The organism is Acidimicrobiales bacterium (assembly GCA_041394245.1).
Classification (GTDB): Bacteria; Actinomycetota; Acidimicrobiia; order Acidimicrobiales; family Aldehydirespiratoraceae; genus JAJRXC01.
In genome coordinates this window covers 638,006-662,464 of record JAWKIR010000002.1, presented here as the reverse complement: position 1 = coordinate 662,464, position 24,459 = coordinate 638,006, and the positions used below count along the sequence as shown (strand labels likewise).

Here is a 24,459-nt window from a genome sequence, read left to right as displayed (position 1 = left end):
TCAGGCCGGCGTCGACGGACGCTGCAGCACGAAGTGGAACCGGTACGGGTAGTGAAGCGACCCGTAGAACTCCACATCGAGACCGAGGGCCGCGGCCATCTCGCGGACCTCGGGGATGTCGTGCCAGTAGCCCATGTTGTCGCGGGCGAGTCGCTTGAGGTGGGCGGCGAGGGCGAGTACCAACGGCCGTCGGGCCCGCCGCGCCACGTCCCCGCGGGCGTACGCCCAGCGCATCCGGCGCCACGGTGTCGACGCGCACACGATCCGTCCGCCCGGCGCAAGCATCCGCGCCGCTCGCTCGAGGTGCGCGGCGAGCATCTCACGGTCGAAGTACTGCACGGTCGCGGCCGAGAAGACCAGGTCGAATTGCTCGTCGGTCTCGAACGTGTGGCCGGCCGCCTCACGCACGTCGACGTCGGGGTGACGATCACGCATCTCGGCGAGCATCCGAGCCGAGAAGTCGACCCCGAGATACCGCTCGGCCTGGCCGAACCCGAGCGAATCGAAGAGCGCACCGTCCCCGCAGCCGAGTTCCAGGACCCGCCGCGCGGGCGCGTCGCCGAACAGGAGCCGCAGCTCCCCGCCGTACCGATCGGCGCGGGTCGTCGCGAGGTCCGAGTTCAGGGCGCTCGACTGGGCGGCCCAGAAGTCGGCCCAGCGGCTCGGGGCGGTCTCGGTCGTTGTCATGTGACTCCTTCGGCCGGGATGCCCAACTGTTCAAGGGTCGCTCGGCCACGCAGGCGGCGCCATGGTCCGCGGAGACGGTTCGCGAGACGGGTCCGCCGAAACGCCAGGCTCGCCCGTTCGACGGTGCCGGCGGCCCGCTCGACCCCGGAGCGCCACCGGTTCATCCCTCGCACGGCGGGGCTCGGCGGGTAGCCGAACCCGGTCGCGGTGCGGTCGGTGATGGCGCCGACGCGGGCCGCCTCGGCGTCGGTGAGATCCGTCCGCCAGTCCCGCAGCCCGACCGTGGGCGGCGCGATCAACGCGGTGTGGGCCCCGGCCTCCATGCCCAGCGATCGGCGCACGACCGGCCCATCGCGATAGTCGAGCATCCGGGGGTCGAAGGCGAGTTCGACGAGACGACAGATCGCCTCGAGTTGAGTCCGGGGTTCGGCCACGAGGTCCTCGTAGCGCACCTCCAGGTAGCGGCTCGGGCCGAGCGCGCGGCCGGCCGCCGTCGCCGCGGCCACCCGACTGCGCCATGCGTGACCGGCTGCGGTCATCGACCGCGGACCCCAGCCGGCGCGCGCGTACGACGCAGCAACATCCCGCGGGTCGCGCACCAGGTGCACGAAGACCGACTCGGGCAGGAGCGCCGCGATGGTCGGCACGCAGAGTGCGTAGCTGGGGGTCTTGTCGCCCCAGCGCGTCGTCCCCATGCGCCGGGCCGCGGCCCGGTACGTGCCTCGGATGGCGTCGGCCAGGTCGGCCGGTGGCTGCCGGTCGAGCTCGGCCCGCACGGCGTCGGGGGCCAGGTTCCAGGCCTGGAAGCGAAGGTCGGCGAACAGCTCGGCCTCGAATGCCTCCCGGTCGAATCGCCCTTCGACCCGGAAGCCGTCGCGACGGCGCGCCATCTGCTCGATGAAGTAGCTCTCCCCCGGGATGGTGAGATCAGGATGCGCGTCGAGCATGGCCCGCAGCAGGGTGGTCCCGCTGCGGCCCGACCCGACGACGAAGAGGAAGGGCTCGTTCACGCGTGGGCCCCGGTCGGTGCGACCGCGCCGGCCGGCGTGGCGGCCAACGCCCGCGTGAGGTCGCCGAACGAATCGAGCACCACCACCGGGGACGCGGGACCGGCCGCGGCACGGAGTGTCGCCGCGCCGTCTCGGCCCTGATAGCGGAACAGGCGCTGAGCCGAGGGTTCGCCGGCCCCGATCACGCCGTGGCGCCGGAGTCGGGCGAGGGTCTCGTCGGTGTCGTGCAGCGGCGTGCCGTCGTCGTCGCAGCGCACGCTCACCAGCAGGAGGGCGGCATCGGCCTCGGGTGCGGCGGCGACCGCTGCGTGGGTGACGTCGCTGCAGCGCTGCAAGACCGGATCGCGGGGAAACCGCAGGTACGAGTGCGGGGTGATCGACGCCGCCGGCATGGCCAGGAGCCGGTGGGCGTAGGACCGGCGCCGCACGGGGCCGGTGGTCGGATGGCCGTCGACCACGAGCGCCCCGGGGTCGAACGCCGCCGACAGGATCACCTCGTCGAAGACCTCCAGTGCGCCGTCCGCTTCCACGACGGTCTCTCCCCTGTCGACCGCCACGCGGTCGACCTTGGTCAGCAGGCGGAACTCCACGTCCGTCGCCTCGGCGGTGGCCACCAGACGGTCCACGAGATCGCCGGCGCCGCCCACGAGCCCGAGCACCGGGCTGCGGTCGGTCACCGCGTCCACGAGTTCCCTCATGGCAAGACGGCGACGACGCCGCCACGCTCCCGGCGTCAGTTCGGTGCGGTGCAGGGTTCGGGCCACCGGGTAGAACGCCAGCTGTGCCGTCGCCGTGACCGGCGAGGTGTAGGGGCGGCTGAGGCCGGGCCGCAACACGGTGCGCGGTTGCGGGTCCATCGGGGCGAGCGACACACCCAACTCGCGCAGCACGCGATAGCCGTCGGCGTCACGTTCGAGGAGGTGGCAGGCCACCTCGACCCGCTCGTAGCCGGCGAAGTCGGTGACGGTCCAGGCGCCGCCGGGCCGGTCACGACCCTCGAAGACCACGACCGACGCGCCGGCGCGGGCCCGCCGAATGGCCGAAACCAGCAACTGCGGGCTGCTCCCGACGACGGCGACCCTGGTCATGCGACGGCCAGTTCGGGTCGGGCCGGTGCCGAATCGACTCCGTGCACGACGGTGCGACACATGGCCAGGAGCAGGCCGTAGCCGGCGCTCATGGCGATCACGTAGGCGAAGACCGCCGCCGTCGGGGTGAGATCGAACCAACCGGCGATGACGAAAGCGAGGGCGACGAGCACCACTCTGGCGATCTCGCGGACCAGTTGGAGGTCCTGCCGGTCCAGGATCCACAGCGTCGCCGCGACCGGCTGTGTGACGAGCATCGCGACGAGCACGAGCGACAGGAGACGTACATAGTCACCGGCATCGCTCCAATCGCCGCCGAAGACCAGGCCGAACGACCAGGGGCCGATGGTCGACAGCAGCAGGGCCGGCGGGATGGACAGCAGCGCGAGCCGCCGCAACGAACGGTTGAAGAGCACCCCGAGTTCGCCGGGGGTCTCCCGCTGCAGCCGCGACGCCTCGTTGACGTAGACCTGATATGCGGCTTCAGTGACGAGCCGGGTCGGTGTCGCGACCACACGGTTGGCGATGAGGAATGCCCCGGCGACCTCGGGTCCGTGGAGCGCGGCGAGCGCCACCGCAGGGATCTCGAGGGCGCCCCGATTGAGCAGCGAGGCGAGCAGGCCCAGCTGGGGGAACCGCCGGTAGCGCACGGCGGCCGCCCAGCTCAGGCGGAGGCTGGTCAGGTGCAGGTCGCCGGCCGAGGGGAGCAGCATGATCGTGCCGACGATCCAGCCGACCGTGATGCCGGCCACGAGGCCGATCGGGCCGTTGAAGAGCCACCCTGACAGGAGTTGGGTCGCCGCCATGCCGATGCCCTGGGCGGCCTTGCTGCGGGACAGGGCTTCGAAGTCGCCCCGCCGCGTGGCCCACGAGACGAGGATCTGGTTGATCCCGCCGGCGGCAATGGTGGGTGGCACGAGCCACAGGACGTGCTGCAGGTCCTCGCTGTTGGTGAAGCTCGCGAGGGCGTGACCGCCCGCCAGTGCGAGCACCGAGGTGAGCGTCACGACGACGACGACCAGGGCGGCTGAGGTCTGTGCGACCGCGCTGGCCTCCTCGTCGGATTCGGCAACCACGATCGCCTGCTCGTAGCGCAGCGATGACACGACGATGGCGACACCGGTCACGGCGAGGACCACCGAGAGCACGCCGAAGTCCGACTTCTCGTACATCCGGGCGAGCAGCGGCGTGGCGCCGACCACGGCGATCTGGCCGATCGCGGCGCCGCTGCCGAGTGTGGCCGCCCGTCGTACCAGCGTGCCGACGGGGAGGCGGTCGAGGAGGGTGCGGAGGTTCACCTGGCGACTCTCGGGACCAACCCGCCGTCGGTGAGCTCGTAGCGCTCCCCGGTGACCGGACAGACGAACGACTCGTCGAGCCGGTGACCGGCGCGACTGACCCAACCGACCCGGCGCCCGGGGACACCGACGATCAGCGCATGGGCCGCTACCGGTTCGGTGACGACGGCCCCGGCGGCGATGAACGCGTAGTCGCCGATGTCGTTGCCGCACACGATCGTCGCGTTGGCACCGATCGAGGCGCCGCGCCCGACCCGGGTCGGGCGGAGCTCGTCCTTGCGCTCGATCTCGGCCCGGGGATTGATGACGTTGGTGAACACGCAGCTCGGCCCGCAGAACACCCCGTCCTCCAGCGTGACGTTCTCGTAGACGCTCACGTTGTTCTGGATCTTGCAGCGATCACCGACGACGACGCCGGCGCCGATCATCACGTTCTGCCCGATGTTGCAGTCGTGTCCGATCCGAGCGTCTCGCAGGACGTGGGAGAAGTGCCAGATGCGGGTGCCGTCGCCGATCAGGGCACCATCGTCGACGTACGAGGATTCGTGCACGAAGGCGCGGCTGTCGCCTCCGGTCGGGGCCTGACCGCGTTGGAGTCCGAGGGCGGTCACCACAGGGCATCGACCAGGTCGCACACGAGTTCGACCTCTGACAGCTTCATCAGCGGATCCATCGGCAGCGAGAGCACGTCGGCGGCCGCTGCCTCGGCGCACGGCGACGGCATCGCGTACCCGGCCACCGAGGGTTGACGGCTGAGCGCGACCGGGTAGTGCACGCCGACACCGACCCCGCGCTCGGCCAGAGCGGTCTGCAGGGCGTCGCGGCGCTCGGCCCCCGGCCGGGCCACGAGGAGATGATGCACGGCGCCGGGATCCCACGGGACCAAGCGGTCTCCCAGGCGCTCGAGGTAGCGCTCGGCCAGCACCCGACGGTTCTCGGTCCAGTCCGCCAGGTGGCGCAACTTGACCTCGAGCACCGCAGCCTGGAGACCGTCCAGGCGAGAGCACCAGCCGATCTCGTCGTGCAGGTACTTGGATTCGCGCCCGTGGTCGCGCAGCTTCGCGATACGCGCCGCGAGGACCCGGTCGTTGGTGACGACCGCTCCACCGTCGCCGAAGGCGCCGAGGTTCTTGCCCGGGTAGAAGCTGAAGCAGGCGGCATCACCGACCGTTCCGACACCCTGGCCCCGCCAGGTGGCGAGGTGGGCCTGCGCCGCGTCCTCGACGACCCTGAGGCCCTGGGCCTGCCAGCCGCGGATCACGTCGAACGGGACGACGTGGCCGTAGAGGTGCACCGGCACGACGGCAACGGTGCGCTCGGTCGTCGCCGCGGCGACGGAGATCGGATCGATCAGCAGCGTCGTGGGGTCGACGTCGACGATCACCGGCGTGGCTCCGACGTGCACGACGGCTTCGGCGGTAGCGACGAACGTCATCGAGGGCACGATCACCTCGTCGCCCGGGCCAACTCCCAGTCCCCTCAGGGCGAGGGCGAGCGCGTCGGTGCCCGAACCCACGCCGATCGCGTGGTCGACGTGGTGCGCGGCGGCGAAGGCTTCCTCGAACGAGCGGGCTGCGGCGGCGCCCACGAAGCCGGAGCTGCGGATGACCCCCCGGATCGCCTCGTCGAGCTCGTCGCCGATCGATTCGTGCAGACGGCCGAGGTCCTGGAACGGCACCGCTCCCGTCAGTTCGGCAGTACGCATCGCGGCGTTCATCGCTGTACCTCCATGGGTCGGCCGTTGGCCTGAGCCGAGCGATCGATCGTCTCCAACACACGCACGACCTCCAGGCCGTGCGCGCCGTCGGTGAGTGGGGTGTCGCGGGTCAAGCAGGCGTCGCCGAACGCGGTGATCTCGTTCCTCAGCGGTTCCGACATCTCGATCCGGGGAATGACGATGTCACCCGAGCGGGTCCGCCACTGGAAGTCGCTCATGCTCTCGTACTCGCCGAGATCGCGGTCCTTGGCCACGCCCGAGTCGACGAGCCACAGGGGTTGGTCCACCGACACGTCGTTGTAGATCGCCATCTTCTCGTCGCCCACGACCGTCATGAGCCGCGTCTTGCGGGGATCGATCCAGCTGACGTGGAGGTTGGCCCCGATGCCGCTCTCGAAGGTCAGGCTGGCGAAGCAGATGTCGTCGATGCCCGCCTCGATGAAGGAGAATCCCTTCGCCGTGACCTCCACGACCGGCTCCTCGAGCAGGTGGAGCATGATCGACACGTCGTGGGGAGCGAAGTTCCACAGGGCGTTGCAGTCGCGCCGGATCCGGCCGAGGCTCAGGCGCTGCGAGTACAGGTACTGCAGGGCGCCGAGGTCGCCTCGATCGACGAGCTCCTTGAGCCGCAGCACCGGCGGCGAGTACAGGAACGTGTGCCCCACCATGAGCACGAGGCCGTTGTCGGCGGCGACGTCGCGCAGCTTCTCGGCATCTGCACTCGTCTCGGCCAGGGGCTTCTCGACGAGGACGTCGCGACCGCGGGCCATCGCGGCGAGGGCCAGGTCGACATGGGTGCTCGCCGGCGTGGCGATGACCACCGCGTGCACGCGATCGTCGTCGAGGGCGTCGTCGATCGTCTCCCAGGTGCTGATGCCCGCGTGGTTCTCGTGGGCGAGTCGGCGCCGATCGGCGCCGGGATCGACGACCCCGATGAGTTCCGTGGTGGAGGCGACGGCGACATTGCGGGTGAGGTTGACTCCCCAGTACCCGTAGCCGACGACGATGACGCCGATGGTCATTGCTGCTTCCCTCCCAGGATCCGTTCGACGACGGACTTGATGAAGCCGGCCCCCCACGCCATGTGCATGACGGGGAACGCAGCGGCGAGAGCCGGAACGGACACCTCCCGTTCCTTTCGGTCGACGGAGGCGACTCCAAAGGCAATCACCGCGGTATACGCAGCCCACGCGAGTCCGACGATTCCCCGTGTCCGGCGGTTGGCGAGCAACAGTGGGGTCATGAGCGCTCCGGCGGCGGCGGCCGGAGCGACCAGATGGCGTGGGCGCAGCGACGCCGGGTGGCGTTCGGCCACCCTGGCCTTCCACTTGCCGTAGTACCAGAACTGCCGAAAGAGGCTGTTGAGGTTCGGGCGGGGCCGATAGACCGACCCGATGGCGGGGTCGAAGTGCAGTCGGTGGCCCGCCTCGCGCATCCGGAAGTTGAACTCGTAGTCGGAGTTGCGCATCAGGCCCTGGTCGAACCCGCCGACGTCGAGCATTGCGTCGCGCCAGTAGGCGGGATGGGAGATCGTGTCGACATCTCGGGGCGTGTCGGCGAACCGGTGCGGCGAGGCCATCCCGACCCGCGAGACCATCGCCGCGCCGATCGCGTTCGAGACGGCGTCGAGGCCTTCATGGCGGTACGAACCGCCCACCCCGGCCGCGCCGGAGCGGTGCAGGGCGGCAACACTGCGAGACACGTAGTCCGGGTCGGCGACGCCGTGCGAGGAGAAGAGGCAGACGACCTCCCCGTTGGCTTCGCGCATGCCGACGTTGAAGGCGGCCGAGGCCGTCCCGATCGGGTTGTCGACGATACGGACCCAGGGATGTCGATCGGCGTAGGCCTCGACCACGAGGCGACAGCCGTCCTCGGAACCGCCGTCGATCACCATCACGTCGAGGAGGTGCAGCGGATAGTCCTGGGCGGCGAAGCTGTCGAGACAGGCGACGATGTACTTCGCCTCGTTCAGCATCGGCAGCGCGACCGTGACGACGGGTTCGGCCGGACGGTCCCCCCGGTTCTCGGCCGAACGCGGAGCGGTCGGTGCGACGGCCTGGTCGGTGACAGCCATCAGTGGCCTCCCATGGGGACGATCGTGCGCAACGTGCGCACGAGGATCCGGAGGTCGACGGCCAGCGCCTGTCGCCTCAGGTAGTAGAACTCGTACTGGAGCTTCTCCAGCGCGTCGGCCTCGGAGCGGGCGTAGCGGAACTTGACCTGGGCCCAGCCGGTGAGCCCAGGCTGCACCAGGTGGCGGAGGTCGTAGTACGGCAGCTTGGCCCGCAGCTGCTCGACATAGTGCGGCTGCTCGGGCCGAGGGCCGACGAGCGAGAGGTCGCCCCGGATGATGTTCACCAGCTGGGGCAGTTCGTCCAGGTGGGTCGCCCGCAGCACCGCACCGAACCGGGTCACCCGGTCGTCGTCGACGTCGGTCCACGGCGTCGGTGCCGCCGGTTCGACGGAGGCCCGCATGGTCCGGAACTTGCGGATCCGAAAGACCTTGCCGCCCTTGCCGACCCGGTCCTGATGGTAGAAGAGCGGACCCCGGTTGCCGATCAGGTTTCCGACGACGACCAGTGGGATCGCGAGGCCGAGCAGGGGCAGGAACGCGAGGGCGACGCACAGGTCGACGAGGCGCTTCAGGCGGCCGTAGCGCAGCCGGTGGATCTCGCCGATGTCGAACATGAGCGACACCCGTTCGAGCTCACCGATCGGCAGCTTTCCGAGCCACTGCTCGTAGAACAGCGACAGCGTCCGCACGCGGATGCCCTGCTCGTGCAGGAGCGCGACCTGGTCGACGATCACCTGGCTCGCCTGGGCATCGCGGTCGAGCACCACCACGGTGGCCTCGTGGGCCTCGACGAGGCTGCGCACCGGGAACCGGTTCTCCTTCGTCGGGATCGCGTCGTCGGGGTGCAGGACGGCCACCACGCGACCCGGCCGTTCGCTCGACTCGCCCAACTCGTGGACCAGCGAGGTGCTGTCCTCCTGGGCCCCGATGACGAGCGCCCGGTCCAGTCGCCGGGCCCGCTGATGGCCGCGGCTGGCGAGGAGGGCGCTCATCGCGAACCACGGCACCAGCGCCACCGCGCTGCCGACGATCACGAACCGGGGCGTGAGCGCGCTGCCCACGATCAACTGTGAGGCCGAGACGGCCCCGACGGCAGCGGTCACGGCGGCGATCGCGGCCGCGACGATCTGCCGACCGCGGCGGGGCACGTCGGGCAGTCCGACCGAGTAGGCGGCGGCCGACAGGTAGGCGACGAACACCAGGGCCCAGGGCAGGCGGAGGGTACGGGTGAAGTCGTAGGCCGGATCGGCGATCCAGGTCGCGTGGGCCTTGGACAGGCCCAGGACGACCCCGGCGATGCCCGCGTAGCACAGGAGGAACGCGAAACGGCGGGTCAGCACACGCCGGCCTCACCGCGCTCCGACGACCCACGGGCCGTATGGCATCGTTCCATGGAGTCCCATCGGCATCCATGGATGATTCTCAAGGCCCATATGCCGCCGTTTCAGGGGCCGAACGGGCCCGTCGCGGCAGGTCAGGCGGTCAGAGCAGTGGGGCCAGGAATCGCCCGGTGTGACTCTCGGGCGTCGCCGCCACGTCTTCCGGCGTGCCCGTGACGATCACCTGACCGCCGCCGGAGCCACCTTCGGGGCCGAGATCGATCACCCAGTCGGCGGTCTTGATCACGTCGAGGTTGTGTTCGATCACGAGCACGGTGTTGCCCTGGTCGACGAGGCGGCCGAGCACCCCCAGGAGCTTGCGGATGTCTTCGAAATGCAGGCCGGTGGTCGGCTCGTCGAGGATGTAGATGGTGTGCCCGGTCGACCGCTTCGCGAGCTCGCTGGCGAGCTTCACCCGCTGCGCCTCGCCCCCCGACAGGGTCGGGGCGGGCTGCCCGAGCCGCACGTAGCCGAGCCCCACATCGACCAGTGTCTGCATGTGACGAGCGATCACCGGCTGGTTCGCGAAGAACTCGAGCGCGTCCGCGCACGGCAGTTGGAGGACCTCCGCGATGTTCTTTCCCTTGAAGTCGATCTCGAGGGTGTCGCGGTTGTAGCGCTTCCCCTTGCAGACCTCACAGGGCACATACACGTCGGGCAGGAAGTGCATCTCGATCTTGATCGTGCCGTCGCCCTGGCAGGCCTCGCAGCGACCGCCCTTCACGTTGAACGAGAAGCGCCCGGGCAGGTAGCCCCGCACCTTGGCTTCCTGGGTCTGGGCGAACAGTTTGCGGACGTGGTCGAACACGCCGGTGTAGGTGGCCGGATTCGAGCGAGGGGTGCGCCCGATCGGCGACTGGTCGATGGCGATCACCTTGTCGAGGTGTTCGATTCCTTCGACCCGGGTGTGCAGGCCCGGCGGGACCTTCGACGAGTAGATCCGTTGCATCAACGATCGGTGGAGGATGTCGTTGACCAGCGTCGACTTGCCCGAACCCGACACCCCGCTGACGCACACGAACTTGCCCAGCGGGAATTCGACGTCGATGTTCTTCAGGTTGTTCTCCCGCGCACCCTTCACCACGACGGTGTTGCCGTCGCCCAGCCGGCGGACGCCGGGGACCTCGATGCGGCGCTTGCCCGACAGGTACTGGCCGGTGATCGACTTGGGGTTCTTCAGGAGCTGCTTGTAGGTCCCCGAGTGGACGATGTCGCCCCCGTGCTCCCCTGCCCCCGGTCCGATGTCGACCACGTGATCGGCCACCTTCATGGTGTCCTCGTCGTGCTCGACGACGAGGACGGTGTTGCCGAGGTCGCGCATGCGCAACAGGGTCTCGATGAGGCGCTGGTTGTCGCGCTGATGCAGCCCGATCGACGGTTCGTCGAGGACGTAGAGCACGCCGACCAGCCCCGAGCCGACCTGCGACGCCAGCCGGATGCGCTGTGCTTCGCCGCCCGCCAGGGTTGCCGCGTTGCGGCTCATGTTGAGGTAGTCGAGCCCGACATCGAGCAGGAACCCGAGTCGTGCGTTGATCTCCTTGAGGACCTGCTCGGCGATGATCGCGTCACGGTCGTCGAGTTCCATCTCGCCGAGCGTCTTCGCCGCGTCGGCGATCGACATCGAACACAGGTCGTGGATCGTGTGCCCGTCGATCGTGACGGCCATCGACAGCGGATTGAGCCGGGACCCTTCGCACTCATGGCAGTGGACCAGGCGCATGTAGCCCTCGATGGCCTCGCGGGCGGCGTCGGACTCGGCTTCCTGGTGTCGACGCATCAAGTACGGCAGCACGCCCTCGTACTTCGCCTGGTAGGTACGGGTGCGTCCGTAGCGATTCTTGTAGCGCACCTCGATACGCCCCTTGGCGCCCTTGCCGTAGAGCAGGAGGTCTTTCTGCTTGGTGGTGAGCTTCTCCCACGGCGCGTCGAGCGGGATCGAGTACTCCTCGCACACCGACTCGACGAGGCGCGAGAAGTAGCGACTGCGACCGCCGGCCCAGGGGCTGATCGCGCCGCCTTCGACCGTCTGCTCTGGGTCGGGGACCACGAGTTGCGGGTCGACCTCGAACACCGTGCCGAGGCCGTCGCAATGCGTGCACGCGCCATAGGGCGAGTTGAACGAGAAGTTGCGGGGAGCCAGCTCCTCGAACGACTTGCCGTCGGAGGGCCGCGAGAGATGCTGGCTGAAGACGATCGTCTCGTCGGGGCCGTTCTTGTGGACGATCTGCATCTCGGCGAGACCGCCGGTGAGGGTGAGCGCGGTCTCGATCGAGTCGGTCAGGCGGCGTTCGATGCCGTCGCGCAGCACGAGCCGGTCGACGACGACCGAGACGTCGTGGGTCTCGTAGCGCTCCAGTTCGAGTTCGAGTTCCTCGGCGAGCTCGACCTGCTCGCCGTCGACGATGGCCCGGGCGAATCCCTGGCTCGCGAGGTCCTGCAGCATCGTGTCGTAGGTGCCCTTGCGGCCGCGGACGACCGGAGCGAGGACCTGGAAGCGGGTGCCCTCCTCCATCTGCAGGATCTTGTCGACGATCTGCTGCGGCGTCTGACGGACGAGTTCCTCACCCGTCTCGGGATCATGCGGTACGCCGATGCGGGCGAACAGCAGGCGGAGGTAGTCGTAGACCTCGGTGACGGTGCCGACCGTCGAACGCGGATTGCGCGACGCGCTCTTCTGGTCGATCGAGATCGCCGGCGACAGACCTTCGATGAAGTCGACATCGGGCTTGTCCATCTGGCCGAGGAACTGGCGGGCGTAGGCACTCAGCGACTCGACATAGCGGCGCTGGCCCTCGGCGTAGATCGTGTCGAACGCGAGCGACGACTTCCCGCTGCCGGACAACCCGGTGAACACGATGAGCTTGTCGCGAGGCAACTCGAGATCGACATTGCGGAGGTTGTGTTCTCGGGCGCCCTGGATGATGAGTCGATCAGCCACCGCGGCACTCTATCGGCGCCGACCGTTCGAACACGTGTTCGTCAGGAGGTCCGTTCGAACGTGACGATCCGCAGCCGGAGGTCGTTGACCAGGCCGATCGTCGACTCCCCCACCGGAACGTAGCCGGGGATGTCCGGCACCTCGCGACCGATGTCGTAGTCGACGTAGCCGACCCGTTCGACACCGGCGGCAGCGAGTACCTCGCCCGCCTCGGCGACGAGAGCGGCTGTGGGCGCCGCGAGCCACCGCTCGTCGAGCCCGAGTGGTCCCGGCTCGCGAGCCAGGAACGGGTCGTGGAACAGCAGCGCGTCCTCGGGGCGGTCGGCCAGGACCCGACCCGCATCGGCGACACCGTGGGTTCGCACGATCGCCCAGGCCAGACCGACGATGGTGATCGCGAGACCCGCCACCGCTACCTTGCGCATGGTCTCGTGGGCTCGCCCCGTGTCGTAGGTGACCACCGCGACCACCAGGAGCAGCAGACCCGACGGCAGGATGTAGCGGCCTCCCCATTGGGCGGAGGCCCCACCGGCGAACTGTGTCATCCAGACCACCGGCAACGCAGCCAGCGCCATCGCGGTGACGGCGCGTGCCGGCCCCCGTCGCAGACCCCGTGCCAGCCCGAACACCGCAAGCGGCGTGGTCGCGGCCATGCCGGGAACGAAGCGGAGACCGTCGATGAGCAGGTCGAGGACGGTCAACGCGGCGACCGCAGCGAGGCCCGCCCAGATCATCCGTTGTTCCGTCGCGGGTGCGTCCGCCTTGACTCCGAGCGCGACGAGAAGGGCGAAGAGCAGGCCGGCCACGAGCAACGCCGAACCGTTCGTGCCCGCCATCGGGGCGACGCCGGTGACCACGGCCTCTTCGAGACGCACCATCAGATCGGTGCCGGCCGCCGCCGCCGTGCTGCCCCCACGCCCGGCCCGCAGCGTCGTGTCGAACACCCACCACTCGAAGGCGGCGTTGGCCGCCAACCCGAGACCGGTTCCGATGATCATCGCGCCACCGCGCAGCACTGCGGTGAGCGGCTTTGCGCCGACAGTGAGCCGCCCCACGAGCACGACGCCGGCGACCACGCCGTAGATCAGGGCTTCCTGACGCATGGATGCGGCGCCGGAGAACGCCAGGCCTGCGGCCAGCGGCACCCACCAACGGATGCGCTGGTCGCTCCCGGCGTCGAGCGCGAGGACCATGCCCCAAGTGATGAGCGCCAGCCCCAGGCTGTGTTCCCAGAAGTCGAGGGCATAGATCGTCGCGGGCGACGCCAATCCGACCAACCAGAACGCCATGCTTCGCTGACGTCGGTCGCCACCGATGCGGGCTGCCAGCGCTGCGGCCCCGGCTGCGGCGAGCACGGTGCCGAGCACCGGAATCAGAACTGCGAGTCGGGGCCCTCCGAGCTTCCAGAGCGGCACCGCCACGTAGAGCATCGGCAGCGTCGTCACATTGACCCAGCTGTCGCCGACCTTCCCGGTCGACCACATGGGATAGAGGCTGCCGTCCTCGTCGAACTCCTCGGCCCAGTAGCCGAGATCGGGCGCTCGAGGGCCGTCTTCGATGATGACCTCGATGGTCGCCGTCTTCCCGCCGACGTCGGTACTCAGGTATCCGGCCGGATCGGTGAGCTGGGCGAGAAGGAAGAGCACGATCGTCAGGGCCAGGATCGACGGCAGGGTCCGCTGCCACCAGTGAACGTCGTCGCTCGACTCCGCTTCGGTCCCGAGCAGCGGATCGCCTGTGAACGCCTGATCGATGGTCTGTCCCACCCGTGACTATCGGCAACGGCTGGGGGTTGTGGAGCGAAGTCAGCGCATCTCGCGCAGTTCGCGGCGGAGGTCCTTGATCTCGTCGCGCAGGCGCGCCGCGTATTCGAACCGGAGGTCGATCGCGGCATCACGCATCTCCCCCTCGAGGGTGCGAATCAGGCGCTCCAACTCGTCTTCGGGCAGATCGCTGAGGTCTTCGGTGGCGCGGCGCTTGGCCCCGAGTTCGGAGAGCGCCTCGGGCACGGGGGCACGATCGGCCGCGGGCCGGATCATCGACAAGATGTCGGTGATCTCCTTGCGCACCGAGGTGGGATCGATCCCGTGCTCGGCGTTGTAGGCCTCCTGCACGCCCCGTCGGCGATTCGTCTCCGAGATGGCTCGCTGCATCGAGTCGGTCATCTGATCGGCGTACATCACGACCTGGCCGGCGACGTTGCGGGCGGCGCGGCCGATCATCTGGATGAGCGAGGTCTCGCTGCGCAGGAACCCCTCCTTGTCGGCGTCGAGGATCGCCACGAGCGAGACCTCGGGAAGGTCGAGCCCCTCGCGGAGGAGATTGATACCGACGAGCACGTCGAACTCGCCCAAGCGCAGGTCGCGAAGGATCTCGATGCGCTGGATGGTGTCGACCTCGCTGTGGAGGTAGCGGACCTTGATCCCGAGTTCGAGCAGATAGTCGGTCAGGTCCTCGGCCATCTTCTTCGTGAGCGTGGTGATGAGCACCCGTTCGTTGCGCTCGACCCGGCCCTGGATGAGCTCCTGGATGTCGTCGATCTGGCCCTTCGTCGGTTTGACGATGACCTCGGGGTCGATCAGGCCCGTCGGCCGCACGATCTGCTCCACGACCTGGCTCGATCGCTCCAGCTCGTAGGCCCCGGGGGTGGCCGACAGGAACACGACCTGGTTGAGCCGATCCATGACCTCCTCGAAGCGCAGCGGCCGGTTGTCGGCCGCCGACGGAAGCCGGAACCCGTGTTCGATGAGGTTGAGCTTGCGACTACGGTCGCCCTCGTACTGCCCGTGGAGCTGCGGCACCGCGACATGGGACTCGTCGATCACCATGAGGAAGTCGTCGGGGAAGTAGTCGATCAGCGTGTAGGGCGGCTCGCCGGGACCACGACCGTCGATCGGACCCGAGTAGTTCTCGATGCCGTTGCAGTAGCCGACCTCCTGCATCATCTCGAGGTCGTACTCGGTGCGCATCCGCAGCCGTTGCGCCTCCAAGAGCTTGCCCTCGGACTCGAAGTGCTGGAGCCGGTCGGTCAGCTCGCTCTGGATGCGGGCGATGGCCGCCTGCATCCGCTCCTCGCTGGTGGCGTAGTGGGTCGCGGGGAACAGCACGAGTTCTTCGAGGGTCTCGAGCCGCTCACCCGTGAGCGGGTCGACCACCGTGATCTGCTCGATCTCGTCGCCGAACAACTCGACCCGCACCGCCGTCTCGTCGTAGGCCGGATGGATCTCGATGGTGTCGCCCCGAACGCGGAACTTTCCCCGGACGAGGTTCATGTCGTTGCGCTCGTACTGGAGGTCGACCAGCCGGCGCAGAATCGAACGCTGATCGTGTTCCTCACCCGTGCGCAGCACCAGGAGCTGGGTCTCGTACTCCTCGGGCGATCCGAGACCGTAGATGCACGACACCGACGCGACCACGATCGTGTCGCGTCGGGTCAGCAGCGACGAGGTCGCCGAGTGGCGCAACCGATCGATCTCGTCGTTGACCGACGAATCCTTCTCGATGTAGGTGTCGCTCGCCGCCATGTAGGCCTCGGGCTGGTAGTAGTCGTAGTAGCTCACGAAGTACTCGACCCGATTGTCGGGGAAGAACTCCTTCAACTCGTTGGCCAGCTGCGCCGCCAGGGACTTGTTGGGGGCCAGAACCAGCGTCGGTCGCTGCACCTGCTCGATGGTCCACGCGATCGTCGCGCTCTTTCCCGAACCGGTGATACCCAGGAGGGTCTGGAACCGGTCGCCCCGCTCGATGCCTTCGGACAGGAGCTTGATCGCCTGCGGCTGGTCGCCGGCGGGTTGGAACCCGGAGACGACCTTGAGCGGGGTGCGATTCGAAGGAACGGTGACGGGCGCCATCGCGCCAACCTACCGAGGGGGTGTGACAGGCTGCGCACATGACGCGTCGAGAACAGATCCTGGCCGCAGCGGTGCTGGTTCTGGCCGGAATCGTGGCCGGCGTGCTTCTGGTGCTCGTCACCGGCGATGACGACGACCCCGACACCCAAGCCGGTGCCCCATCGACGACGACCTCGGCGGCCGACTCCACCACGACCGTGGCCTCCTCGACGACCAGCACGTCGACCTCGACCACGCCCTCGAGCACCACATCGACCACGGCGGCACCGACGACCACGACCGAGGCGCCTCCTCCCCCGGTCGCCGACGCCGACAGCGGCGAGGTCCTCGGCCTCGAGATCGGCAGCCCCTTCGAGCAGGTACTCGACGCGATGACCGCTGTCTACGGCGCCCCCGACAGCGACACCGGCTGGAACGGCGGTTGCCCGCTCGACGGCGGGCCGGATGATCACGAGCGCCGGATCTCCTTCGGGAACCTGTCGTTGCGCTTCGATCGATGGGAGCAGCCCGCGCAGCTCGCCGGTTGGCGCTACCAGCGCGGCGCCGCCGGGTCGTTCGACCCCGACGGCCCGAGCCCGGACGACATCGTCCTGCATCCCGGCGTGTCGTGGAACCAGACCGGCGCGGAAGTCGCCGCCGTCCTCGGGGTCGACATGGAGACCTACGACGGAATCTTCGGCATCACCTTCATCATCACCGACGGAGCCGACTATCGGGCCGAGGGGCTCGACGGCACCACGCCGTTCGACTACGTGGGCTATCGCAACGCCGACATCTGCGAGTAGCGCACGCAGCCACTCGACGCGTCGATCACGATTTCGGATGCGGCAGGGTCCTGATCCAGGACCACACGAAGTCGATCTGCGGGCGCAGCTCGTCGAGGGTGCCGGAGTTGTCGATCACCCGATCGGCCACGGCCTTTCGGGCCTCGCGGCTCGCCTGGTTCCTGATCCGGGCACGGGCGTCCTTCGCGGTGAACCCCCGGTACTGCACGAGCCGTTTCACCGCGAGTTCCGGGTCGACATCGACGACGATGATGCCGGACAGGTTCGCGTACTGATCGGCGATCGACTCCCCGTCGGCCCGCACCAGCAGCGGAATGTCGAGGATGACGACCGCGTCGGTCCCCTCCACCTCGGCGCGTCGACGGACCATCTCCTTGCCCACTGCGGGATGCACGATCTCGTTGAGGGCCGTGAGTTCGGCTTCGTCGCCGAAGGCGATGGCGGCGACCGCCGCTCTGTCGAGGGTGCCGTCCGCCGCGACGATCCCGTCGCCCCAGCGCTGCACCATCGCCTCGAAGACCGGGGCGCCCGGCTCCTGGAGCTCACGCACGATGCGGTCGGCATCGATCAGCACCGCACCGCGGGCGACGAGCTCGTCGGCCACGGTCGACTTCCCGCTGCCGATGCCACCTGTCAGTCCGATCTCGATCACGGCGGCGACGGTACCGCGCGTCGGCGTCTCTGGAGAACCCGCACGGGTAAGGACCCGAGCGTCGGGGCAGGACCGCCGGTCGGCGATCCTGCCCCTGTCGCGTCACAGGGCACCCCGCCTCGTGAACGCGGCTCGGCGACTCAGCCGCCGAACGTGCCTCCGCCGGCCGTGACGACACGGCTCGCGGAATCGTCGACGCTGTCACCGATGCTCGTCCCGAAGGCCGAGACGCCGGCGAGTGCGACGAGGAGGATGAGGGAGAGCATCAGGACGTATTCGACGAGCGAGGCACCGCGTGCCGCGCCCCTGGTGTCGAAGGTGTGGAATGCGTCGAGCTTGTCGTCACTTCCGTGATGACGGTTCATGGGTGGACTCCCGAAGTGTGTCTGGCCCCTTCTATTTCGGCAGCTGAGGCGTTCGGCCTAGATGGACCGTTCGCCTCAACTCTTCCGGCAGAGGTCCCGGGCCCTGAGTGTGTGAGTTCAGCACATCGGAAACACATGTGTCGCGACATCGGAAACACTGCGGGGGTGATCGTGGTGGATGTCGAAGCGCAGGTCGATCATCTTGGCGGTGGAGCTCGAGGGCCTGAGCCAGGCTGACGTCGCTCGTCTGTATGGCGTGTCACGGGGCTGGGTCTCGAAACTCGTCGCCCGGTATCAAGCCGAGGGCGACACCGCGTTCGAGCCGGCCTCGCGTCGACCGAAATCGTCGCCGAACGCGACACCAACGGACACGATCGAACTCATCGTCGAGTTGCGGCGAACCCTCACCAAACAAGGTCTCGATGCCGGCCCCGAAACGATCCGCTGGCATCTGCAACAACATCACGGCGAGACCGTGTCGGTCTCCACGATCCGCCGTCATCTGGTCGCGGCCGGTCTCGTCACGCCGGCACCACGTAAACGACCGAAATCTTCCTACATCCGATTCCAGGCTGATCTCCCCAACGAAACATGGCAGACCGACATGACCCACATCCGTCTCGCCGACAACACCGACATCGAGGTACTGACCTGGCTCGATGACCACTCCCGCTACGCCCTCTCCGTCACCGCGTTCTCGGTCGTCACCACCCCCGCGGTGATCGCCTCGTTCCGCGTAACCGCAGGCCAGCACGGTCATCCGGCATCGGTGCTCTCCGACAACGGCATGTACTACACCGCCCGATTCGCCCGCGGCGGCCGTTCGGGGTTGAACCGTTTCGAAACGCTGCTCACCGACCTCGGCATCGATCAGAAACACTCCCGACCGAACCACCCCACCACATGCGGAAAGGTCGAACGCTTCCAACAGACCATGAAGAAATGGCTCCGAGTCCGCCGCACCGCCGCCACGATCAACGAGCTCCAGGCGCTGCTCGACGAGTTCGTGGACCACTACAACCACCACCGACCCCACGCCAGCCTCGGCCGCGCCACCCCCGCCGCCGCCTACACCCGGCTCCCCAAAACCGGACCCGCCACCGGCCCCAAGATCGACTACCGGATCCGCCAAGACCGCGTCGACAACTACGGCAAAGTCACCCTCCGCTACAACTCCAAGCTCTACAAGATCGGCATCGGCCGCGAACACGCCGGCACCGCCATCACGATGCTGATCGCCGACCGCGACATCCGCATCATCACCACCGCCACCGGCGAACTCCTCCGCCACCTCGAACTCGACCCAAACCGCACCTACCAACCCACCGGAAAACCGAGAAACCCCCGAACCTGAGGGTTCGAGGGTTTCCGATGTCATGACACATCACAGTCCCGGGCCCTGAGCCGTACGACCCACCACCGGCGTCGGACCCCCAAAACATCGAGTGCCGCCCCGGAGGGCGGCACTCGTGGCGTTCTGGAGAGGAGGCGCCGGCGACTACTCGAGCGACACGATGCCCATCCGCACGGCTTGGAGGACCGCCTGGGTGCGATCGCGGGCATCGAGCTTCTGGTAGATCGACGCGAGGTGGTTCTTCACCGTCTTCTGGCTGATGTACATCTGCTCGGCGACCTCGGACGTCGAGCATCCGTCGGCGATGAGCTGGAGGACTTCTTCTTCGCGCTTGGTGACGACACGATCCTCACGGGTCGGTGCCATGTCGAGCTTGCGCACCTCGTTGAGCATCGAGGCGGCGAGCTGGGGGGAGAGGGCGGTGTCGCCGTTGGAGGCCATGCGGACCGCACCGGCGATCTCCTCGGTCGAACAGTCCTTGACGAGATAGCCGCAGGCGCCGGCGCGGATGGCGTTGGCGAGCACGTCCTGGTCGGCGTGCATCGTCAACATGACGACCTTGGTGCCCGGGACGGCGAGACGAACCTGGCGGCAGGCCTCCACGCCATCCATCTCCGGCATGGAGACGTCCATGAGCACGACATCCGGCGTCAGGGCGTAGGCCATGTTGACCGCTTCCACACCGTCGCGGGCCTCCCCCACGACGTCGAAGCCGTGCTCCGACATGGAACGGCTGAGGCCTTCCCGGAGCATCCGGTGGTCGTCAGCGAGCATCAATCGAATGGTCATCGTGCCTGATTTCCTCGATACTGCGGCGGTCGGGATGACCGCCGTTTGGCAAAGGGCCCTCTCCGGCCCGGGATTCCATCGGTCGAACGGCCCAGTTCATTAGGCATCGACCCTCGAAGGGCGCCCCCGATCCGGCGCGTCGCGGTCACGAACGCCGTCCGGCGTTGCGATCGGCGGGGAGGAAGCAGCGCACCACGGTGCCGCGGCCTTCCTCGGAATGCAGCTCCAGCCTGGCACCGATCGACGACGCCCGCTCCCGCATTCCCATGATCCCGTACGAGTCCAGACGACCGGCCTTCCCGACCGGGAATCCCTTGCCGTCGTCGGCGATCTCGAGCGCTGCCGCCTCTCCGTCGCAGCGCCAGCGAACCGCGACGCCGCGGGCCTCCGCATGGCGTTCGACGTTGACGAGCGCCTCCTGGGCGATGCGCCACATCTCGCGCTCTTGCAGCAACGGAAGTCGAGATCCGCTCCGATCGGCGTAGACCCGGATGTCGAGCTCGGTGCGATCCATGACCCGGGCGCTGAACTGTTCGAGCACCTCGCCGATCTCGAGCTGGTCCGACACGTCGGTGCGCAGGTCGTAGAGCGTGTCGCGCACCTCGCCGATGACACCACGGAGGTCACTGCGCAGCTGCTCGAGCGATCCTCCGAGTTCCTCGCCCTCGCTCTCCTTCTTGACCAGGCGGTCGATCTCGAAGGCGAGGTAGGCCAGCGACTGGCCGATGTTGTCGTGGAGATCTCGGGCGATACGCGTCCGCTCTTCGTCGGCGCCCACCGTGCGCAGGCGGCTGAACCAGCGAGCGTTGTCGATCGCGAGGGCGACGGGTTCGACAAACCCGTTGAGCAACTCGACGTCTCGGCGACCGAACGCATTCGGCTGGCGCGACTCGACGGCGAGAAGGCCGATGATGGAGCCGCGGGCAGGCAGGACGGTGTAGAGGCCCGACGACGACGTCGGTGAGATCCCCGGGCCGCGCGGCTGCGACAGGTCGGGCTCCTCGATCAGGCGGTTGCTGGACATCGCGTCCATCAGCGGCCGCGGGAGTTCGGTCGGCCCGAGACGAGCCGGCAGCACCGCGCCCTCCCGCCGGATGACCTGCCAGCTGGCATCGGTGTCGTCGAACACCAGGATGGCGACGGCATCGAAGTCGACGAGACCGCGCAGACGAGCGACCGTGGTGTCGAGGACGTCGCCGAGATCCAGCGAGGCCGGCAGGGTCTGGGCGACGCGATGCAGGGAGAAGAGCAGCGCGTTGGCGTCGGACAGTCGGTCGAGGCGGTCCAGCGCGAGGGAGTGTTGACGGTCCGCCTCGCCGCTGATGCGGCGTGCGTAGCCTGCGACCACGCCGACCAGGAGCAGCACCGCCGACCACTGGAGCGTGATGCGGAGGTCCTGCAACTCGTAGCTGGGACGGGCTGCGTCGCCGAGACTGATCGCGAGCGCAGCGCCGATCGCGATACGCAGACCGAATCCGAAGCCACGGGCGAAGCCCGCGACGATGATCGCCGTCATCAGAGAGAAGACGAACGGCGACTCCCAATAGTCGGTCGCAGCGACCGCGCCGACGTGGAGCGCGATCTCGAGCACCACCTGGAGCAGCGAGCGGACGTCACCGGTGTAGCGAAGCGGACTGACGGTACGGATGACCGTGTAGCTGACGAGCGTCATGCACCACAGCACGATCTCCCAGTCGGAGTTCACGAACGCCGAGGCGGAGAGCGCCAGCGAAACCGCGGTCATGCCCCACCGGATCGCGAGGATCGCGGGGGCGAACGCGGCGACGCGGTCGACGCGATCGGTCATCCCCGGCCCGGGATTCGCGACGTCGTAGCCGTCGCTGGCCCGACCCATGCGAGCCAGCGGCCGCAACCACGAGTTGGAGCGGTGAGGCGATGGCTGACGCAGGCGTTCCGCATCGGCCACGGACGCCTCGTTGGGCGTCTGCAGGTCGCTCATGATGTCCACTGGTCTCCCATCGGCAGCATCACGGGATTGGCAAGGAGTTGTCGCGGTCGAACTGTCAGCAGGACGGGTGACCCGGCGCGCACAGGACGACCCAGTCGTCGTCGCTCCACACCTCACTCCAACCGGCGATTCCGGTCGCGAGCTCGGTCAGCACGCCCTCGCGGGGCCAGACGATCGCCTCCGCGTCGTATCGTTCGAGGACCTCGTTCCATTCCGGTCCGCCGTCGAGCAGGGTGAGGTAGTCCTCGACCAGCGACGCGTCGTGGAGTTCGAAGCGGTCGTCGATCCATGTCGCCCCGGCATCGCCGTAGCGGATGTCGAGATAGTTGCCGACGAAGTCCTGGTGGATGATCCGGGTGTTGCCCGGCACGAGTCCGAGTTCGTCCTCCATCGCCGTGAACGCGTTCTCGGGATAGCGCTCGACGTCGACGTGGGGGCCGCTGATCGCAGCGATCGGGATGACGAACAACATGACGGCGACGGCCGCGCATCCGAGTCGGATCGCATCGCTGGTCCGCGCCGCCGTCAGTCGCCCGATCGACGGGAGTCCGTGGGCCAGAACCGGCAGCAGCACCAGGCTCGCCAAGGCGATGTTGCGCCGGCCGACGAGTGCCGCGGCGATGAAGACGATCGCCGGCAGGGCGTCGCGCCAGCGCCCGCTGCGCATGAGCGCCGCCACCGAACCGAGCACGAGCACGAGGAACGCCCTCGTCCACATGCTGTCGAACGAGGGCGACTGCCACTCGACGATGTTCGACAGCACCTCCTGGCGACCCAGGAGATCCAGCGGGAACAGCAGCATCGAGGGGCCGTACGGGTTCACGACCCCACCGACGAGCATTCCGACACCGAGATAGCCGAAGGTGCGCACCTCGGTGCGCACGTCGTCGCGGTCGAGCGCGCCGCCGAGGGCGCGCGACGCGAGATACACCAGCGCCAACGGCCAGCTTCCGTGGATGTTGACCCACGCCGCACCGGCCACCAGGAGCCACCGGGGTCGCCCCTCGCCTTCGACCACGAGCATCATCGCGGCGAAGAGGGCGAACGCGATGAGGAGCGGGCGCTCGGTCCAGTTGACGTGGCCGACGGCGAGGAACGGCACCATGATGGCGACGCGGGTGACGATCGAGTCGGACGCCCGGGTGAGATGCCAGGCCATCGCCGCCAACAGCGCCGCCAACAGCGCGGTGAAGATCCGGAGTCCGTGGAACCCGGCAAGGTCGTCGATCACCGCGTAGACGAACGACGCGAGCCACGACTGGACCACCACGCCCTCGCCGCCGGAGGTCCAGGTGAAGACGTCGTTGCGGACCACGCCGCTGTCGAGCATCTCCCGGCCCGTCGCGAGATGGGTCAGGAAGCTGTTGTCGGAGATCCGGCTGGCGCCGAACCCGAGACCCACGAGGGTGACTGCGAGCCCCGTGAACACGCCGAGATCGAGCCGGAGCGCCGGCCGCGGTTCGCGATGCGACGAGTCGCCGTCGACCTCATCGCCCGGCGAGGTGTCGATGGATTCCGTGATGGTCATGTTCGCCCCGACTGCCAGACGCTCTCGACGAGACGCACCCGGCTCAGAAGTTGTTCATGATCCGGATGATCGCCGGACCGAGCACCACGGTGAAGAGCGCGGGGAAGATGCAGAACACCATCGGGATGAGCATCTTGACCGGCGCCTTCTGGGCCTTCTCCTGGGCCAGCTGACGGCGCTTGATGCGCATCTCCTCGGCCTGACCGCGCAGAACACGACCGATGGAGACGCCGAAGGTGTCGGCCTGCAGGATCGCCAGCACGAAGCTGCGAATCTCGGGGACCTCGATACGGGCGTCCATCGCTCGCATGGCCTCCGAACGGGTCGAACCGGCGCGAACCTCACCGAGCATGCGAGCGAACTCGTCGCTCAGCGCGCCGGGAACCGAGGCGATCGTGCGCTGGAGGGCCTGCTCGAAACCGAGACCGGCCTCGACGCTGATGACGAGGAGGTCGATGATGTCGGGCAGACCTCGCAGGACCGACTTCTGCCGGTCTTCCACAGCCCGGTTCAGACGGGCGTCGGGCCCGACCAGGAGCGCCAGGCAGAACAGTGCGTTGCCGCCGAGCTGGGTCATGCCGTGCCGGGCCAACGGGTTCCAGATGTACCAGAACCAGATCGAGACCGGGACGAGCACGACGGTGACCACGCGCACGGCGAGGAATCGATCGATCTGCTGCTGCGACGGCCGCCCGGAAAGGACGTACTTGTGGCGGACGCCGTCGACATAGCCGACCGGGGTCAGCCGGCGACCGATGCTGGTGAGAGCGCCGAGGATCGGCAGAAGGGCTCGCTCCGTCAGCGGGTTCAGGAGCTCCTGGTCCCGGACGGACTCGACCTCGTAGTCGTCGAGCGCTCGCAGCGACTCGCGAACGACCGACTTCTCGTGGGCCTGCGACGCGATCGCCCAGATGGCGAGTGCGACGCCGCCACCGAGGAGTGCGGCTGCAATTTGGGGTGACAGTTCGAACACGA

20 protein-coding genes are annotated in these 24,459 nt (G+C 68.3%); 2 read left to right on the top strand and 18 right to left on the bottom strand.

Translation table 11 applies throughout. The features are described from left to right. From R2707_03285 to uvrB, 12 genes are all read right to left on the bottom strand, one after another. Nucleotides 1-687, bottom strand: a complete 687-nt coding sequence (locus R2707_03285; protein MEZ5244094.1) for a class I SAM-dependent methyltransferase — start codon at nt 685-687, stop codon at nt 1-3. Next, a complete protein-coding gene (locus tag R2707_03280; GenBank protein ID MEZ5244093.1) occupies nt 684-1,697 on the bottom strand; it encodes a sulfotransferase in 1,014 nt (337 codons plus the stop codon). Before R2707_03280 ends, R2707_03285 begins: the two co-directional genes overlap by 4 nt. Then, the gene (locus R2707_03275) at nt 1,694-2,785 is read right to left on the bottom strand and encodes a hypothetical protein (protein MEZ5244092.1); all 1,092 of its coding nucleotides are present in this window, start codon (nt 2,783-2,785) and stop codon (nt 1,694-1,696) included. The genes R2707_03280 and R2707_03275 overlap by 4 nt, the downstream gene beginning before the upstream one ends. After that, complete coding sequence (locus R2707_03270) at nt 2,782-4,083, bottom strand: oligosaccharide flippase family protein (GenBank protein MEZ5244091.1); 1,302 nt, start codon at nt 4,081-4,083, stop codon at nt 2,782-2,784. Before R2707_03270 ends, R2707_03275 begins: the two co-directional genes overlap by 4 nt. Then, nucleotides 4,080-4,694, bottom strand: coding sequence for an acyltransferase (locus R2707_03265; GenBank protein ID MEZ5244090.1), 615 nt, complete (start codon nt 4,692-4,694; stop codon nt 4,080-4,082). The genes R2707_03270 and R2707_03265 overlap by 4 nt, the downstream gene beginning before the upstream one ends. Further along, the gene (locus R2707_03260) at nt 4,691-5,788 is read right to left on the bottom strand and encodes a DegT/DnrJ/EryC1/StrS family aminotransferase (protein MEZ5244089.1); all 1,098 of its coding nucleotides are present in this window, start codon (nt 5,786-5,788) and stop codon (nt 4,691-4,693) included. Before R2707_03260 ends, R2707_03265 begins: the two co-directional genes overlap by 4 nt. A gap of 8 nt (nt 5,789-5,796) precedes the next feature. Continuing rightward, nucleotides 5,797-6,822: a Gfo/Idh/MocA family oxidoreductase gene (locus R2707_03255; protein MEZ5244088.1), complete on the bottom strand. Its 1,026-nt coding sequence runs from the start codon at nt 6,820-6,822 to the stop codon at nt 5,797-5,799. Continuing rightward, nucleotides 6,819-7,874: a glycosyltransferase family 2 protein gene (locus tag R2707_03250; GenBank protein MEZ5244087.1), complete on the bottom strand. Its 1,056-nt coding sequence runs from the start codon at nt 7,872-7,874 to the stop codon at nt 6,819-6,821. Before R2707_03250 ends, R2707_03255 begins: the two co-directional genes overlap by 4 nt. Beyond that, nucleotides 7,874-9,214, bottom strand: coding sequence for a sugar transferase (locus R2707_03245; protein MEZ5244086.1), 1,341 nt, complete (start codon nt 9,212-9,214; stop codon nt 7,874-7,876). The genes R2707_03250 and R2707_03245 overlap by 1 nt, the downstream gene beginning before the upstream one ends. Before the next feature lie 142 nt (nt 9,215-9,356). Next, nucleotides 9,357-12,191 (bottom strand): excinuclease ABC subunit UvrA, encoded by a 2,835-nt coding sequence (uvrA, locus tag R2707_03240; GenBank protein ID MEZ5244085.1) that lies wholly within the window; start codon nt 12,189-12,191, stop codon nt 9,357-9,359. 41 nt (nt 12,192-12,232) lie between these two features. Then, nucleotides 12,233-13,957 carry a hypothetical protein gene (locus R2707_03235; GenBank protein MEZ5244084.1) on the bottom strand — a complete coding sequence of 575 codons (1,725 nt, stop codon included), beginning with the start codon at nt 13,955-13,957 and terminating at the stop codon, nt 12,233-12,235. Nucleotides 13,958-13,996: 39 nt separating this feature from the next. Then, entirely contained in the window at nt 13,997-16,042 is a 2,046-nt protein-coding gene (gene uvrB, locus R2707_03230) for an excinuclease ABC subunit UvrB (protein ID MEZ5244083.1), read from the bottom strand. 38 nt (nt 16,043-16,080) lie between these two features. On the opposite strand from uvrB, the gene R2707_03225 reads away from it, so the two are divergent. Continuing rightward, nucleotides 16,081-16,827: a hypothetical protein gene (locus tag R2707_03225; GenBank protein ID MEZ5244082.1), complete on the top strand. Its 747-nt coding sequence runs from the start codon at nt 16,081-16,083 to the stop codon at nt 16,825-16,827. Nucleotides 16,828-16,852: 25 nt separating this feature from the next. Here the strand turns inward: R2707_03225 and coaE are convergent, their stop codons facing one another. Both coaE and R2707_03215 read right to left on the bottom strand, forming a co-directional pair. Continuing rightward, a complete protein-coding gene (coaE, locus tag R2707_03220) occupies nt 16,853-17,479 on the bottom strand; it encodes a dephospho-CoA kinase (protein ID MEZ5244081.1) in 627 nt (208 codons plus the stop codon). A 140-nt stretch (nt 17,480-17,619) separates the two neighbouring features. Continuing rightward, on the bottom strand, nt 17,620-17,844 hold the full coding sequence (locus tag R2707_03215; GenBank protein MEZ5244080.1) for a hypothetical protein: 225 nt from the start codon (nt 17,842-17,844) through the stop codon (nt 17,620-17,622). 178 nt (nt 17,845-18,022) lie between these two features. Here R2707_03215 and R2707_03210 point away from each other — a divergent pair, with 178 nt between their 5' ends. Continuing rightward, complete coding sequence (locus R2707_03210; protein ID MEZ5244079.1) at nt 18,023-19,198, top strand: IS481 family transposase; 1,176 nt, start codon at nt 18,023-18,025, stop codon at nt 19,196-19,198. Between the two features lie 144 nt (nt 19,199-19,342). Here the strand turns inward: R2707_03210 and R2707_03205 are convergent, their stop codons facing one another. The 4 genes from R2707_03205 to R2707_03190 all read right to left on the bottom strand — a co-directional run bounded on the left by R2707_03205 (nt 19,343) and on the right by R2707_03190 (nt 24,457). Next, nucleotides 19,343-19,972, bottom strand: a complete 630-nt coding sequence (locus R2707_03205; GenBank protein MEZ5244078.1) for a response regulator transcription factor — start codon at nt 19,970-19,972, stop codon at nt 19,343-19,345. A gap of 160 nt (nt 19,973-20,132) precedes the next feature. Beyond that, complete coding sequence (locus R2707_03200; GenBank protein ID MEZ5244077.1) at nt 20,133-21,947, bottom strand: GAF domain-containing sensor histidine kinase; 1,815 nt, start codon at nt 21,945-21,947, stop codon at nt 20,133-20,135. Between the two features lie 64 nt (nt 21,948-22,011). Beyond that, complete coding sequence (locus R2707_03195; protein MEZ5244076.1) at nt 22,012-23,484, bottom strand: hypothetical protein; 1,473 nt, start codon at nt 23,482-23,484, stop codon at nt 22,012-22,014. Between the two features lie 43 nt (nt 23,485-23,527). Next, on the bottom strand, nt 23,528-24,457 hold the full coding sequence (locus tag R2707_03190) for a type II secretion system F family protein (protein ID MEZ5244075.1): 930 nt from the start codon (nt 24,455-24,457) through the stop codon (nt 23,528-23,530). Between the last annotated feature and the right edge of the window lie 2 nt (nt 24,458-24,459).

Bases quoted from the DNA above. Each gene is read 5' to 3' on its own strand.
- R2707_03285 (MEZ5244094.1), bottom strand. From the start codon at position 687: ATGACAACGACCGAGACCGCCCCGAGCCGCTGGGCCGACTTCTGGGCC.
- R2707_03275 (MEZ5244092.1), bottom strand. From the start codon at position 2,785: ATGACCAGGGTCGCCGTCGTCGGGAGCAGCCCGCAGTTGCTGGTTTCG.
- R2707_03260 (MEZ5244089.1), bottom strand. From the start codon at position 5,788: ATGCGTACTGCCGAACTGACGGGAGCGGTGCCGTTCCAGGACCTCGGC.
- R2707_03255 (MEZ5244088.1), bottom strand. From the start codon at position 6,822: ATGACCATCGGCGTCATCGTCGTCGGCTACGGGTACTGGGGAGTCAAC.
- R2707_03250 (MEZ5244087.1), bottom strand. From the start codon at position 7,874: ATGGCTGTCACCGACCAGGCCGTCGCACCGACCGCTCCGCGTTCGGCC.
- uvrB (MEZ5244083.1), bottom strand. From the start codon at position 16,042: ATGGCGCCCGTCACCGTTCCTTCGAATCGCACCCCGCTCAAGGTCGTC.
- R2707_03225 (MEZ5244082.1), top strand. From the start codon at position 16,081: ATGACGCGTCGAGAACAGATCCTGGCCGCAGCGGTGCTGGTTCTGGCC.
- R2707_03215 (MEZ5244080.1), bottom strand. From the start codon at position 17,844: ATGAACCGTCATCACGGAAGTGACGACAAGCTCGACGCATTCCACACC.
- R2707_03210 (MEZ5244079.1), top strand. From the start codon at position 18,023: ATGTCGAAGCGCAGGTCGATCATCTTGGCGGTGGAGCTCGAGGGCCTG.
- R2707_03205 (MEZ5244078.1), bottom strand. From the start codon at position 19,972: ATGCTCGCTGACGACCACCGGATGCTCCGGGAAGGCCTCAGCCGTTCC.
- R2707_03200 (MEZ5244077.1), bottom strand. From the start codon at position 21,947: ATGAGCGACCTGCAGACGCCCAACGAGGCGTCCGTGGCCGATGCGGAA.
- R2707_03195 (MEZ5244076.1), bottom strand. From the start codon at position 23,484: ATGACCATCACGGAATCCATCGACACCTCGCCGGGCGATGAGGTCGAC.